Raw genomic sequence first — 15,417 nt, forward strand, 5'->3', positions numbered from 1 at the left:
TACAGCATAAATGCGCCTTGAATTGAAAAGCCTGAGAAGCTCTGAATTGATCATCTATATAATAGAATTGGTATTACACATGCACAAGACGCAACATTCTGATGTGCCAATGTATATTATGAATGAAGGGGACAAGGTGAATTTATAATAGGGTTCCGGATCTGCTCAATCACAGCAGCTAATACAAAAGGATGCATAAAAATAGCATGATCGCCTTCAATCACATCATAGCGAACATGCTTACCTGCTTGTTTTAGTTAGGGGCTGTTGAACTTTGGTGATGATTTCTACAGCAGTTTGTGGGGTTTTTATACAAGGCAGAGCTTATGTGGTGTAGTTATTCTACATGAATAAGCGATAACGCTGTAAAAAGGCGCCACAAACGCTGTCCGTAGGATCCGGCTAAACGTGTTTTACTCTTTGTTGTAGCGAATTTGCTTAGAAGACTAGGCTGCACTCACTACGCCGTGATTAAAACACGTTTATCTCGGACATAATTTAACCACTAAAGTTTAACATCCCCTAGTAACATAGCATTCACTAAAATAAGCGGGTGTTATAGGATCATTAACGCCACAAAACACATGAACATGAACGTGGCTGGATATTTTATCAATCAGCTGAAAAGGAGACACCCTGTTTAATTTTCCAATAAACAACGGATTAAAAGACAACTTAAACATATGATCTCGCCATTCATTAATATGAGTAGGACAAGACACGATAAAAGCAGTATCAATTAAACTAGGATAATACCCGAGCATTTTAGCCGTGATCGCAGCTCCGCCTGAATGTCCTGCTACAATCGTCTTTGACGGCTTATATTTCTGTTGCAATGCCCTAATCGCCAAAGCGATTTGTTCAATACGTTTATGATCATAATTATCCCCCACCGACCAGCCTTTTCGCCCCGCTGACCGGCGGCCTTTATCGTCTTTATATCCTGGCCGCAATAGGCCTACCGAAACCACATTGACACTGGCATCACTAAGCTTTTTGGCAAAACGATTGTGATAGCCTACTGGGCCAAAAGGCACATCACCATGAATGGCAATGACTAAACTGGGCTGAGCCTGCACTTGATTTTCATGGATATCCAGAATCAGCGCCGTCTTATCATGAACTGCCTCTTTGTTATAGCAAGGCTGATCTTGATGGAATGGCTTTTGTTGGAATGGGTTTTGTAAAGATGGGTTTGGTTGAGATGGCTTGCTTTTTCCAGTCAAGCACAGCCAGATAGATTGCAAAATAGACACATGACTTCCTTGTTTAGGGCGTGTTGATCTTTTGTGAGTAAATAAAAGGTGGGCAATTTCGCATAATAATTTCGCCAAAAACCTTAACGAAATTGCCAATGCCCAGATTAATGCTCACAGATGAACACTGATCTAAGCGACAAGCTATATTGCTTGAAGACCGTGTATATGACAAGCCTGAACATAGAAATACGATGGAAGCTATTCTTTATCGGATGCGTGTCGGCTGCCCTTGACGAGATTTACCTGAGTCATTTGGTTTGTGGAATACTGTTTTCAGACGCTTTTTACTCTAGAGCCTGTTGATCTTTGTTTGTTTTTCAATCGCAGTGCATAGGTAGCCATATCATAATGAATGCTAACGCTATAACACTGTGATAATTTCTTGCTAGTTTATCGTACCTTGTTGCTACGGCTCGGTATTTTTTGATCTTCAAAAACACATTTTCGACCAAATGGCGATATTGGTATAAACACCAATCCATATCAATATTACCCGTGTTACTGTTTTTCTTTTTGGGAATATAAACGCGACTTCCTCGCTTCTCAATAAACTCACGCAATGCCTCACTGTCATAGCCTTTATCCGAAATCACACTACCAGCAAGCGGACTATGGGCAATTAAATTTTCAGCATGAACAATATCATTGACTTGACCGCCCGATATTTCAAAATGAACGGGTAAGCCACCACTGTCCACAGCAAGGTGGATTTTTGTCGAGTTTCCCCCTCGGCTTTTTCCTATCGCTTGTGTATCATCACTGGCCGCACCGCTGCTGTCTTGGTCCGCTTTGACTATACTGCCATCTATAAATAACCAGTCTGGGTCACTCTCTGTGCTTAAATCGCGGAACAGTTTGTCTAATACACCTTTCTGTGACCACAAATTGAAACGTCGGAACACCGTACTCCAATCACCAAATTCCCTGGGTAAATCTCGCTAAGGTATGCCTGTGCGCATGCGATACAAAATACCTTCAAACGTGTTCCTGTGTTCATATTTGTTATATACACGGCCGCTTTTTTTAAGTAATTTTTTTAGCTTATTCCATGCGTTATCTGATAACATTGTTCTTGGCATAGCAACCTCTTGGTATGTTGATTTTTGGCGAAACCATTATACCTTGTTGCTATGCCGCTTTCTTTTTGAACAAAGATCAACACCCTCTAGTCACGTAAAGGGATTTTGCAGCGACTTTTTAAAAAATTAATTTCAACGCCTGATTTTGAATGGATATTTATCGATGACAGTATAGTCAAAGTTCACCAACATAGTGCTGGCGCACGCTCAAGATACCAACAGCTTGTTATTAAGATCACTAGCCCATACCATAGACGTTAACGGTCACAGTAACAGTTTTGGAACAAATTTGGTTGGACAAAAACATGATCTGGGTCTAGAAGTGTCAATGGCGGATTCAACTCGCAAGTGCAATACTCCCCTACGCAGCCTGTCGTAGCTCCTCTAATACGACTTTAGGCTGCTTATAACCAAGACATTTTCTTGGCCTTAAATTTAACCGCTCTTGAACGGCTTTCACTTCCTCCTCTGTCACCTCGCTTAAATCCATGCCTTTAGGGAAGTATTGTCTCAGTAAACCATTAAAATTTTCATTTAAGCCGCGCTCAAAAGAGCTATAAGGATGAGAAAAATAGGCATTAGCATCCAGTGCATCAGCAACTGCTTCATGCTTAGCAAATTCACCACCGTTATCAAACGTAATAGTATGAACAAAGTCTTTATAGGGCTTCAACATGGCTATCAGTGCGTCCTTAACCACATCAGCCTGTTTACTATCAACACGCTTCACTAAATAAAAACGGGTTTTTCGTTCAGCTAATGTCACAAAAACACCGGTCCCTCGCTTGCCAATGACCGTGTCAGCTTCCCAGTCACCCAGTCGCTCTCTGCTATCGACGATCTCTGGACGCTCATCAATGGATACCGCATTAACAATCGGACTGCGGCGTTTTTTATACTTTCCTTTACGGTACTTTTTATGTCCTTGCCTAAGGTGCGTGTAAAGCGTTCCACCATTGGCTTTATCCTGAGCAACATATTGATAAATCCATTCATGCGAGACAGAAATATCTATCTTATTGGCAATATGACTAATTTGCTCTGGGCTCCATTGCCGCTCTAGCATCCACTCGATGAAAATCACAGTGCATTTGTTGACTGTATATTTCGCTGCATTTTGCTTTCTCTGTGTTGCGAGAGCCTGTGCTTGCTTAGGATCATAACCCTGCTTCGAACCATTTCTTGCCAATTCTCGGCTAATTGTTGCAGGATGAACATTTAGCACTCGGGCAATGGCTGCTTTTGAATGCTCTTTAGCAAGTAATGCTGAAATCTGATATCTTTTTCCTTCGGTCAACTGTTGGTAGCTCATGGTCATTCTGCTTTGATTTTGGCGATGAAAAGCATACCACTACCAGCAGTTGGCTCTTCATCATCTTATCACCCATGAGTATTGCACTTATTATATGAATTTAGGTTTCACCATACAACTCCTTAAAGATCCCTCATATTTTTATTCTAAATAATCCCGAAGATATTGCGATAAATTAGATTTTTTATATTGGAAATGAATTTTCGTTAAGATATATACTCCTTGCTTATTATTTTTTTGTTATTTATTTTCGCTTGTAATGGATAATTACTAATGCTTTATCGTTAATTATTATTGGTATAATTATTTTTGTTGTTGATATTACAAGGATGATAAGATGGGTTATGTTTAATTTGTTATTAAAGAATATATATAGTGATAAATGCAATAACAAACTTAAAAGGTGCTTTTTATTAGCTTGTTATGTAAATCTTATTTGATTAAGTTGTGGTGTTGTTTCTGATATTTAGTGTTGAAGTGTAAAGTTACCTTTTTATTGTTTATTGTGATTGTTTTTTAATTTAGTCTTTTTAGCCTCAATGATTAATAAATGCTTGGTACTGGATGGGTAAAGTTAAAAATAATTTTCAAATATGATGATGATTTGGTGATAATTAAACAATAACGGTAAAGATTAAAATTTTCTCTTTCTTTTATTGCATGACTTTTAGAATGGGTCGTTAGTTATCCCCTTCATTTAGTGGAATAGTAAATCTATTATTTATAATGGTTGTTCATAGAGTCGATAATTCGCTTTCTGCGATTTTAATTTAGGAAATAATATGTTTAATCACTTTTTAAAAGGCGCCTTTTCTATTTTTCTGTCTTTGTACAGTTATAATTTATATGCTTATACTTCAGAACAAATTTCTGGGTTTGTTCTTAATTGGGGGGATACTCAAGGAGCAATATTAACAGAATCACCGTATGCATCACTCACTGGAACAAAAAATATTGCATTTGTGACAAACAAAGACGATACCTTTTATTGGGGGGGATCAGACTATGGTGTCACATTAACCAGTACGCTTGTGGATGATTACATTGCAACTACTGGACGAGACAGTTCTGAGTTCATGCTTTCTTTTGGTGGTTCAACGAATAAAACGGATGGATGGTCATATTTTAGTGATAGTGATACTGATTCAGATACCATTATCACAATGGCTGATACTCTTGCTCAAATTGCCAGCGATTCAAACCTAAAAGGCATAGATATTGATTTTGAAGATGAGCCAGATAGTAACTCCACGACGTTTAGAATTAATTTCACGACTTTTATCAAAGAATTAAGCAGCCAATTAAAAAGTAATGGTCAAGAACTTTCAATGGATCTGCCTAATATTGCCGGTTGTTCGACAGACGATTCAGGTAATATTACAAACGATAATGTTGTGTGTACATGGGCTGAAACTTTTACTAACTTTGGCTATATGACGTGGATATTTAATGCCGATGGGGATTATGATCTCACGGATTATTTTGATTACTACAATGTAATGTCTTATTCTTGGGGGGATGTGACATCAGAAAACGCAGCGATTTACACAACATCTGCAGTTGAGTCGTATCATGATTTAGGCATCGACTATAGTCAGCTCAATATCGGGTTAGATGTTGATGAATCTGATGATATGGCTAATATTGATGATGCCTATATTCAAAGTGTTGCTGATTATGTGGATGAAAATGGTTTAAAGGGCATCTTTATCTATGATTATAATACGGACAGTGACAATGCCGATACTTATAACTTTTCCTATAGCACTTTAGCTGATGGTTTAGTGGATCATGTTTCAGACAATACCTCTGACACAGCTTCTGAGTAAAATGCTTGCTGTTAGTTTCAATTAAAAACTGTTTCTCACTCAACTTTTACTATTTGCATTATTAAATATTGCTAAGTTAACATAGGGCAAGAGCATACTTTGTTATTGCCCTTTAACATGGCCAAAAATAAGCAGCTCTCGATACTCATCACTGAGTAAAGAGCGGTTTAATTTACTTTTCATACTCCTTTTTTGTGTTGTTTCCATTTTAGCAAGGTTTAATGCTAACCGCCTCAAAATAAGCAATGATTCAACACTATTTGCTTCATGAACGCGACAGCTATCCTCTTTAAAAACAACATCTAATATCCAGTGTAAGTTATTTTCTATTTGCCAATGACCACGGACTGCTGTTGACATAAACTCGGGATCAACATCATGGGATGAAACATAAAACTTGGTGTCAATGGTTGTTTTATTCTTAACTTTACGATGTCGCTCTACTGCAACGATTGTATTAATTGATGGCAATTTTTTCTTTATCTCATCACTTACAATAAAGGGCAGCTGGTAAGTAATACGGGTTTCTTCTCGTCCATGCCCTTTATGCGTTGTTGAAAAGTGAGGCACTGTATCATCTGTTCCAAAGGCTTTGGTAAATTGAGCTTGTACCGCTTGAGACAAGCGTTTTTGATTACCTTTAACTTGGATTAAATAATCGGCTTTCCTTGAAATAATGGCGGCTAATGTGTCGGCCTGAGCATGGAGTGCATCAAGCGTAATCAATGCATTATCAATGTCTAACATATTGAGTAAGGATTTGGCTGTTGCTATTTCTTTTCCTTTGCCCGAACTCAGTTCTTGATAAAGGGCAAGTCCGGTATTGATATCAAATTAAGAGTGTGATCCCGCCCTGAAGCTACTGGTAATTTGAAAAAAGAATACAAGCTTTTTTATTACTAATAAATTACTGATAAAAGACAACTCATTAAAAGAATTAATAAACAACTATAATTTTAAATCTCACATTATCAATATTTAAGTCTTACAACAATGAGAGTAGCCCAGTTATAAATGTTAAAGACCAGTAGACGCCAATGTTACTATTTATTTTTCTTTACCATAAAATGGTGACGGATTTAAAAACAAGCAACATTAATACTGTTAATGAAAAATTATTAAACATGTAAATGAAATAAAAAGTTTAAAAATGTTAATAAGTTCAAACCAAATAAAAAGCTCAATCCATTGAATAAAAGCAATAAAATACTAATACCGCACAACCATCAATGTAAATCTACGTAAATAAAGAGCAGAATTAAGTCATCTTAATTGATTTTGAATTAATAAAACAATATTTTCACCATGACAATTTTAATCTTTAAAACTTAAACTGCGCATTAATCATCAGCAGATAATAAAAGATTAAGATTAATCGATTGAGTCACCTTTATTGTTTTAAAGGCTGTAAAAAACGTGCTCAACTCATCATTGACATTATTTTTATATTAAACCGTTATTTAAACGTGTAAATAATGATAAGAATAATCCATGTACAGTTAAGCTTCTCATATATATTTTATAGGTTATAACGATGAAACCATCTATAAGACACCTTCTTTATATATTATTAATTGCACTCTCAACACAGCTAACAGCCTGTGGTGGCAGTGACGATTCAAGCACAAGTAGTGATAACAGTAGTTCATCCGATGATAGTGGTAGTTCATCCGATGATGGCTCATCAACTGAAGCCACGAGCTTAACCGGCAGTTTATCAACCAGTAGCTTATCGGCAAGTGAAACCACCACAATCACAGCCACGCTAAATGCAGACGCAACAGCACAAACTATCATCACAGCCACTGAAAGCAATGGACTACTCACCTTTAGCGGTGGCAGCACTTGTACCATTGCCAGTGGTGAAGATAACTGTACCATTAGAAATGTTACAGCAAACTCTGTTGAAGAAGACAGTTCAGGCACAATCGCATTAAACACAACACTTAGCAGCGGCACCAGCTTATCCACTAGTGTCAGTTTTAGCGTCAATGCGGATAGCAGTAGTGGCTCTGATACTTCAGATACCACAGAAGGCTTTGTTATGGGGTACTATGCCAATTACAAAGGCTATCAAAACAATAATCAGTCCACCAGTGGAAAAGCCATTGCCGAGCCTGGGTACAATATACCCGGCATTACCGATCGCAACGATACCTCCAATGAAGCTAATGGCGGCTTTCCTGCTTACAATGAAGATGGTATTGTCGCAGCACTTTCAACCGCATCAGAAACCAATGCCCATCTCACCGACATGGTAGAAGGGTTGTCGGCCCTTACCTATGGATTCATACTACCGGAAAGTAATGGTGTTATTGTCTTCAATGATGGCTGGGCCGATCTCGCCAATGATGACTGGAGCAGTGGTGGATTATGCGATACCAGCAATACAGATGACACTGTCGGCTACCAAGTTTGCTACAAAGATAGTGCCTCATCAACTGAAGCATCCACTGGCACAGCAACAGATCGTGGGGATCAGAGTCAATATGGTTACTGTAATTATGTGTGTTACGGTTCATTTGATGCCTTTTTAGCAGTCAATAACAGCGCTGGAGACTTAAAACATTATATCTCTGTGGGTGGCTATACCTACATGGACTTTATGGATCGTCTTGTCTCATCCGATAGTGACGTTGCAACCACAACAGCAATCACCAGCAAATCCTTTAGTAACAATGATGAAAATATTAAAAATTTCCTTCAGGTACTGTCACATTTAAAAGATCAAGGGCTTGAAGGCGTCGACTTAGATATTGAGTTTGGCTCTCCCAGCAGTGAATATACCAACAGCTTGTTATTAAGAGCACTAGCCGATACCAAAGACGTTAACGGCCACAGTAACAGTTATGGAAAAAATCTGGTTGGACAAATACATGATCTGGGTCTAGAAGTGTCAATCACCATACAAGCCAATCCTGATATGCTGCTCGGCTTAATGGGTAATGACGATGCTGACTCAGGTTTTAATTATATTCAATCTTGGTTCGATAATGGATTAGATCACTTAAACCTCATGAGCTATGATTTCCATGGTACCTGGGATTATGGTAGCTATGGTTATACAGGGTTTAACAACAACCTGTTCACTTATGACAACAGCGACTACCAGACTGAAACAGGCTCTGATGATAATACAACGGCTTACGTCAATCCTTTTGATGAATATACCGATGTCGCCACAGATTCAACCAGCACAGAAGCAGACTTTTCAACCGATGGGGCCATTCGATATTTAAATGCGGGCAACGGCACGGTAGATAGCTGGAATAAATTAGGTTCAAAGGATCTGCAAAAGGTTAATATCGGCATTGCCGCCTATGGCCGCGCGTACAACGGCATTGCTAGTGACAAAGGTAATGACAACGCGACGGATCCCTATGGCACAGGCTTATATCAATCCATCGACAACGCCACAATTGTTGCCGGTGATAATGACTACGCCTACTGCGATACGTCTCTGGCCAATGCCTCAACGGCAGGCACACCTTGTGGTGGCATTTTATCCTATAACTATATTGTTAACGATATCGCCACCGATAGCAGTTTTACCAGCAAAGACTGGAAAGTCCATGATGACTATAAAGATAAAGATTATTACATTGGTTCCACATTATACAACAGTGGAACCTGGAACGTACCCGATCCCACTGTAGTATTCGATCAGACGTCAAATGGAACCGATATCAGTTCTGTCGGTGTATCCAGTACAGTCAATAGTGGATCTGAAACCTTTATCACCTACACTTCGGCAGCGGATGCTGAATCATTGGGTGAATATGTCAAAGACAGAGGCTTAGGCGGCGTCATTATGTGGACGGTGGATGGTGATTCGGATTACACAGATACCAGCAACTCACTTATCTATAACTTCCATCAGGGTTATAATTACCTAAATAACGAGTAAGCACGACTCGCAATAAGAGATCAAAAGGAAAAGCCTACAAGCTTTTCCTTTTTTATCTATTCATTCATCAGCACCCAGCGCTTTATTGGCTTTTGTAAGACGCTTTTGCAAGACTCAGCTTCAAAATATCGACATTTAAGGTTTCTTCATTATACTGATCACCATACTTCCATAACCGACAGTCGGTTTCCCATTCAATGAAAACGCTATTGTCTTTAATCTTATTGAGCCTAGGTTCAAGTGGCGCTTTCGCGGCTCCAGCTAAGCAAATTTTATTTTTGAGTTTTGATTATGGCGATGCCAATAACTTTAATATTCTCATCGATCATATGCCAGCCGAGTATCAATACAAGGTTATCGCCATAGGTAAGGCCTATGATTTATTCAACAATCGCTCATTGAACAATCGCTCACTTAACGGTAGTTCATTTAACAATAGCTCATTTAACAGAAACCTAGCCCATTCAAGCCAGTGTTTATCAAAAAAACAAAACAGTCAGCTAACCGCCAATCGAAGTCAATTATTACCCCAAAGCAGCTTACATTGTTTATTCGATGCAATGAAACAAGCAGACTTCATTCCCGATGTCATCGTCTCGAGCATGTCCAGCGCAGCGCTGGCACAAATCATTAATGCTTACAAAAATGATACGTACCATATCAGTAAAAGTCGTGATAGCAATGAAAAAAACACTAAACAAACACGTATCATCGCCTATTATGACAACTTAGACCCTTATCCTGCACTTAGCCCCCTTGTGAATGCAAACAGTCACCATCGACAAGTGCGCTACCCAGAACACTACACCACCCCTTTTTTACATCAACTCGATGATCATGCTTTGAACGCCCTATTCATTCCAAATGAACGTATTAAAGCCTCATTTATTCATCATTTTAATTCGAAAAAATTATCTCAGAATATTAACAAAGCCATTCATATTGTAGGAAGTCCCGCCTTAATGTTATGGCAAGCATCCCCCCATTTTATTGATAGCAGCGCCCCCTTAAAGGACAAAAATAAGCAAACAGCGAATAATTCCAATGCCAATGTCAATGTCAATGCCAATAAGATCACAAAAAGCCCCTTCATCACCACGTGCCCAACCGAGCAACAAATGTTCAAGCTTCTCGATATTGATCCTTCTAAAAAAACGGTCATTTTTGCAGGTGGCACCTCTCAAAGTTACCAAAAGGCCTTTATACAATTCGTCAAAGCCATGGCACAACTGCCCCAATATGAAGCATTAGTCACTTACCATCCAAAAACACAAGGCCACCTTGAACAAGCAGCCATACTCAATAACAGCACACTGCACAATGTCAAACTCGTAGATCCCCATAAAATTTCCACTTATTGTTTAACTAGGCTCAGCCCAGTCTTTATTGTGCATCAATCTTCCATGGGCACCGCTGCTCTGAGCGTTCCTAAAAACGTGATTTTCATCACTAAAAACTATACCAATGATGCCATCGAACACGGGTTGGCCGATAGAGCCTATCAAGTTGAAAATATAAAAAAAACGATTATTAACGCCTTTAATAAAAAGCCCAATAGCCACAACTTTTATACCTATTTTGGCATGCCAGAACACGCCGTTGACGCTTTCTATTTGGCACTGAAAAACGAAACGGAAAACACAAGAAGATCACTATGAGATCAATAACACAAACAATATCAAGGTTAGTAACCACACTGCTCAATCTCATTCCAAATAACGCCTGCTATGCTCATTGTATAGACTTAGGAAGCAACTATAACAACTACTACAAACACACAAAGGACTAACAAGGCCTCTAGCTGAATAATTTATATTACAAATATTGACAAAAGTTGATAAAGCACCGCTACTGATTGCGCACTAGCTGTAACTCTGAAAAATCTTCCTTAACACCATTCAAATAGGACTCTTTTCTCAGCATTTTATTGTTATCATGAGAAAACTCAAAGCCTAAAGAATGCTGATGAGAGTGACTTAAATTGGCCAAATTAGTGGCGTCAAAAAATTCAAAGCGTAACCTATTAATTGTAGAGTTAGCTGACAATGCTAGTCTCGGTTGATTACCTTGAGGGCAATAATGCGTTGCGATTAATTTCTCATTATCCAGATGATACATAGTAAAGGAATGCTTTTTATCATTAAAAAGCCAAGCTTCAACTAACACTGAGTTATTAGCCGTGAGTTCAAAGATGACTGAAAAATTGGGACTCTTTTTCCCTTCTTTTTTCCAAACACCAACCAATGATTTCATTTCATCAAATGCTTCGCTGGCATCAAGTTGTGTATTGGCATTAACGGCAGAAGACATCAGCAAAATTAAAATTGATGGTAAAAAGACACTAAACAACTTCATTTAAATTCCCTATTTTCATTAAAAATCCTTGTAATGCTAGCGCTTGTGTTATGAAGTAAGTATAAGCTAGCCTTAATTAATCAATAACATACTCAGAAAAAAGGCAATTTTCAACCTATATCACTTATAATAGAGTGCTCATAAAATAACACCTTGACTCAATGGGATTATCCTTAGCCCTAAAAATGAGCCGCTAAAAAAGAGCTACTGAAAATGAGCCACTAAAATTCAAGCCCCAATGACTTTAAGGCTTGTTCACATTGAAAGGCACTTTCAAACTGAATCGCGGTTATCCCCACCGCCTCCGCCCCCTTTACGTTATAAGGCATATCATCAATGAACACAGTTTCTGAGGCGGCTAAATCATACTCACAAAGCAATCTCTGGTAAATTTCAGCGTGAGGCTTCAATAAACCCACTTCTGCCGAGACAGTCACTCCTTCAAACAAGGCCCAGAATGAGTAAACGGCTTTTAGATGGGACACTATTTCATGGACATTGTCAGTTAATGCAAAAACCCTATAGCCGGACGCCTTACAACGCTTAATGAGTTCAACTGTGCCATAAATGAGAATTTGGCTATGTTTGATATAGTAAAACAGTCGTTCGCATTCTCGCTCAGAAAACTCAAGAGCCTTCCTATATTGCGCCTTAGCATCATTTTCGCATATCAAACCTTGATTTAAATCTCGCCATGTTTCTGACTGAAATATGGATTTCACTCGCGCTTCGATTGCTTCGATAGAGTCACTGTCGCCAAAAGTCAGCCGCACAATCTTCTCTGGCGCCCAGCGAACCACCACATTACCGATATCAAAAATGATATTTTTGAAACTATCAGCACTCATTGAGTTCTCCTTTCATTTCACTGGGTGATGGATTCCCCACTGTGACCGCATTCACAGGGATCTGAAGGTTAATATTTTCAAGAAACTCTTTTGGTATTAGTTTATTTCCTGAGTTAGCACCTGTACGAAGTAAATTAGCAAGCTCACCATAAAAACCTTTAAAAAAAGGTGCTATCGAATAACCAGGTTTTACTTGTAGCAAGAAGAACTTGGGGTTAAGTCCTCTCGATGTTAATGAAAGCGTAAAATTGGGCTTATCTCTTGTCGAGAACAAACAGTCAAAACTTATTGCACCTGAAGTTACTTGAAACTGCTGCATGTCGATATTTATCGCACGCATGCTCTTGTGTAGCTCCTGAAGCGAAGTCATTTTCATCTAAATTCCTTGTTACCACTCTAGGCCATGCTCATGGCTTACCTGCCATATGAAACAGAAAGAGAGCAAAGCTACCAAATAAAACAAGCCCTATGATGACCATAAGAGTTAATGTTTTTGATTCGCGCATTGATTCTGCCAAGTCTTTTGACGGCACTAACCCTAATGCAGCAATAATATTGAGTATAAAATCCATTTAATAAGCTCCGTTTATCTCCATTTATCTTGATTTGCTAACCTTTGCATAGCGCACATGCGCGTTTTTCTCACTTTAATAGACAGTAGATTAACACTATAAAAAACAGTTTATCAATGATTTTGTTATCTATTACAAACACTTTAATCACCAGAGACCGCAAGCATCGGCTTATTAAACCCACCTCTTTTTTATAGAGCGATGCCAGTACAACCGCTTAATGCAAAACGAGTCAGTCAATAAATATCGAACTAAGAGACAACAACATTCACATGCCAATACAAAAAAGTCTTAGCTGGGAAACTTATGTCTTGATTCTACGGGAGCGTCCATATATGTCTCAGTTGAATCTGTACAATTTTTGAACTTTTATGATTTTTTATAAGATAAATATTATTTATTAGTTTTTAATATACTGAGTGCTTTTTTTCTATTTTCTTCATCAGAAAATAGAAAAAAATCATCACTGAAATGTAAGCCTGTTTCTATTTGTAATGCGGAAATTTTTTTCCTTGAAATTGTGCATGCAAATTTTATTAATGTTTTGGATTGAATAGGCTGAAAAGATAGAAAGAAAGTTTCTAATGCTTTAAAAATATAAGTCATAGCTGACTTATTTTTTACTTTTATACCAGAAAATCCAAATGTTCCTTTAAACTTACTATATACGCCTATTTGTTGTGCAAATGCATTGATTTGAACAATGATACTATTAATAAGATAATCAGTATTATCGGAATTAATAATATGTTGAGTATGTATTTTTAATAACTCACCAATAAATGTTTGAACGCGTAAATATCCAGATTCTCCATGAGCACCATGAATAAAATCTTCTTTTCGTTGTTGATATGATGTCAAGTATGCATCTAATGAATTTATTAAATTATTTCTTAACATTAATACTTCTTTTTGCATCTTTGTTAATAATATTGGATTAGAATCATTGTGATCAGGTTTAAAAACATAATTTTGTTCAAATACTCTTTGGTATCGATCTGTAAACTCTTTTGACGGGAGATATTGAACAATGCCATCTTCATAATTATGAAAGACAATTTTATTATCTTTATTGTTAGCGAATTTTTTTTTACTTTCACCAAAAGTATCATCAATAAAAAAACTATTATCAATACTATTTCTTCGATAATTTTGTTTACTTTTTGTGTAGGTTATTAACCTCTCATTATATGCAATAACTGATGATTTTTTAAAATTAAATTCATTTAAATTCTCCATTAATTTTTGGGCAAAAAAAATAGGGTGACATGCTAGTAATTTTACTTGAAAATCATTTCTTGCTACTTTAGGAATAGCTTCAGTGATTAACTCTGCTAAAAGGTAACTTCGAATCCCTGTATTAATTTCTAAATTCTTTTTCTCATATGGGTAATAAATTTTTTGTAGTAAATAATCTTCTTCTTCAATACCATGAGCTAGAATATATAGCCTAGTAAAAGGTCCTGCTTCATTCAAAGCCTCTTTCATTATTCGAAGTGCGACAGAAATATTATCTTCATTGTTATTTTTACTAACTCTTAAGCATTGAAATAAATTGGATGGTTCAATTGAAAGGTTAGGGTAATTAGTAGTGCATTGCTTTGCTACTTTTTTTAAAGTGTTATCACTAACACAAGGAAAATTAATTCTAATAAATGGTATTGAGTTACTGATTAATGGAATGTAATCTCTAGTTTTATACTCTTGATTGTATAATCTCATTTGATATTGGCGTGTTGTTTGATCTAAACTTGGATCTAAGTGCTTGCCTTGATGAAAAAAAGACTTTTTATATCCTTTTGAGCCATCTATTTCTGTTTCTCCAGAAAAACTTAAAAAGTAAGCTCTATGAAATTTTGTCATATCGACCTCAAATTTATCATAACATAACTATTATTTCAGAAATTTTCATATGAATTTACTATAGTAAAAAATATTGCTTTTATCAAAAGGGAGAATAGTCCCTAGATCCTCTAGCTTTTACTTTAATCCTAGAGCCTCGAAATATTCTTCAGGAGATTTTAACTCTCCCGTTTTGTCAAAATCGTCCCTAAGTTCGCTTACCCCACCCTCAGCTTTTCTTTTCCCATACCAGTTGAAATATCTAATAGTTGATTCGTTGGATAATTTCTTCGACTGAGACAAGCTTTCTGATGTTTGACCTAGTTTCTGTCCATGCGCTTAGGTGTCCCCTTATATAAAGCAGCCACATCAAGGGTTTTGAGGTAAAATACTCCAAACAACCATAATAAGCTC

Annotated in this window: 10 protein-coding genes and 4 pseudogenes; 5 read left to right on the plus strand and 9 right to left on the minus strand. The window is 37.4% G+C overall.

The genetic code is table 11. The annotated features are described in order from the left end of the window. Nucleotides 1-512: 512 nt before the first annotated feature. Nucleotides 513-1,256 (minus strand): alpha/beta hydrolase, encoded by a 744-nt coding sequence (locus tag Q0791_RS21665; protein ID WP_299011141.1) that lies wholly within the window; start codon nucleotides 1,254-1,256, stop codon nucleotides 513-515. 146 nt (nucleotides 1,257-1,402) lie between these two features. On the opposite strand from Q0791_RS21665, the pseudogene Q0791_RS21670 reads away from it, so the two are divergent. Beyond that, nucleotides 1,403-1,549: pseudogene (locus Q0791_RS21670) on the plus strand (transposase); the annotation flags it as partial. Between the two features lie 27 nt (nucleotides 1,550-1,576). Here the strand turns inward: Q0791_RS21670 and Q0791_RS21675 are convergent. Further along, nucleotides 1,577-2,338, minus strand: a pseudogene (locus tag Q0791_RS21675) (IS5 family transposase). 99 nt (nucleotides 2,339-2,437) lie between these two features. On the opposite strand from Q0791_RS21675, the pseudogene Q0791_RS21680 reads away from it, so the two are divergent. After that, a pseudogene (locus Q0791_RS21680) lies at nucleotides 2,438-2,539 on the plus strand (IS5/IS1182 family transposase); the annotation flags it as partial. A gap of 160 nt (nucleotides 2,540-2,699) precedes the next feature. Here the strand turns inward: Q0791_RS21680 and Q0791_RS21685 are convergent. Continuing rightward, the gene (locus Q0791_RS21685; RefSeq protein WP_299011143.1) at nucleotides 2,700-3,650 is read right to left on the minus strand and encodes an IS30 family transposase; all 951 of its coding nucleotides are present in this window, start codon (nucleotides 3,648-3,650) and stop codon (nucleotides 2,700-2,702) included. A 782-nt stretch (nucleotides 3,651-4,432) separates the two neighbouring features. Between Q0791_RS21685 and Q0791_RS21690 the strand changes: the two genes are divergently transcribed. Further along, nucleotides 4,433-5,479 carry a glycosyl hydrolase family 18 protein gene (locus Q0791_RS21690; RefSeq protein WP_299011144.1) on the plus strand — a complete coding sequence of 349 codons (1,047 nt, stop codon included), beginning with the start codon at nucleotides 4,433-4,435 and terminating at the stop codon, nucleotides 5,477-5,479. 102 nt (nucleotides 5,480-5,581) lie between these two features. On the opposite strand, the pseudogene Q0791_RS21695 reads toward Q0791_RS21690, so the two are convergent. After that, nucleotides 5,582-6,313, minus strand: a pseudogene (locus tag Q0791_RS21695) (ISAs1 family transposase); the annotation flags it as partial. A gap of 700 nt (nucleotides 6,314-7,013) precedes the next feature. Between Q0791_RS21695 and Q0791_RS21700 the strand changes: the two are divergent. Further along, on the plus strand, nucleotides 7,014-9,386 hold the full coding sequence (locus Q0791_RS21700; RefSeq protein ID WP_299011147.1) for a glycoside hydrolase family 18 protein: 2,373 nt from the start codon (nucleotides 7,014-7,016) through the stop codon (nucleotides 9,384-9,386). Between the two features lie 209 nt (nucleotides 9,387-9,595). Beyond that, a complete protein-coding gene (locus Q0791_RS21705) occupies nucleotides 9,596-11,044 on the plus strand; it encodes a hypothetical protein (protein ID WP_299011149.1) in 1,449 nt (482 codons plus the stop codon). A 190-nt stretch (nucleotides 11,045-11,234) separates the two neighbouring features. Here the strand turns inward: Q0791_RS21705 and Q0791_RS21710 are convergent, their stop codons facing one another. The 5 genes from Q0791_RS21710 to Q0791_RS21730 all read right to left on the minus strand — a co-directional run bounded on the left by Q0791_RS21710 (nucleotide 11,235) and on the right by Q0791_RS21730 (nucleotide 15,024). After that, nucleotides 11,235-11,741, minus strand: coding sequence for a hypothetical protein (locus Q0791_RS21710; RefSeq protein WP_299011151.1), 507 nt, complete (start codon nucleotides 11,739-11,741; stop codon nucleotides 11,235-11,237). A gap of 221 nt (nucleotides 11,742-11,962) precedes the next feature. Then, nucleotides 11,963-12,589, minus strand: a complete 627-nt coding sequence (locus Q0791_RS21715; RefSeq protein ID WP_299011153.1) for an HAD family phosphatase — start codon at nucleotides 12,587-12,589, stop codon at nucleotides 11,963-11,965. Then, nucleotides 12,579-12,965: a hypothetical protein gene (locus tag Q0791_RS21720; RefSeq protein ID WP_299011155.1), complete on the minus strand. Its 387-nt coding sequence runs from the start codon at nucleotides 12,963-12,965 to the stop codon at nucleotides 12,579-12,581. Before Q0791_RS21720 ends, Q0791_RS21715 begins: the two co-directional genes overlap by 11 nt. A 31-nt stretch (nucleotides 12,966-12,996) precedes the next feature. Continuing rightward, entirely contained in the window at nucleotides 12,997-13,161 is a 165-nt protein-coding gene (locus tag Q0791_RS21725) for a hypothetical protein (RefSeq protein ID WP_299011157.1), read from the minus strand. 393 nt (nucleotides 13,162-13,554) lie between these two features. After that, complete coding sequence (locus Q0791_RS21730; protein WP_299011159.1) at nucleotides 13,555-15,024, minus strand: hypothetical protein; 1,470 nt, start codon at nucleotides 15,022-15,024, stop codon at nucleotides 13,555-13,557. Nucleotides 15,025-15,417 lie beyond the last annotated feature (393 nt).

The sequence above is a fragment of the uncultured Shewanella sp. genome (genome assembly GCF_947495455.1).
Taxonomy (GTDB): Bacteria; Pseudomonadota; Gammaproteobacteria; order Enterobacterales; family Shewanellaceae; genus Shewanella.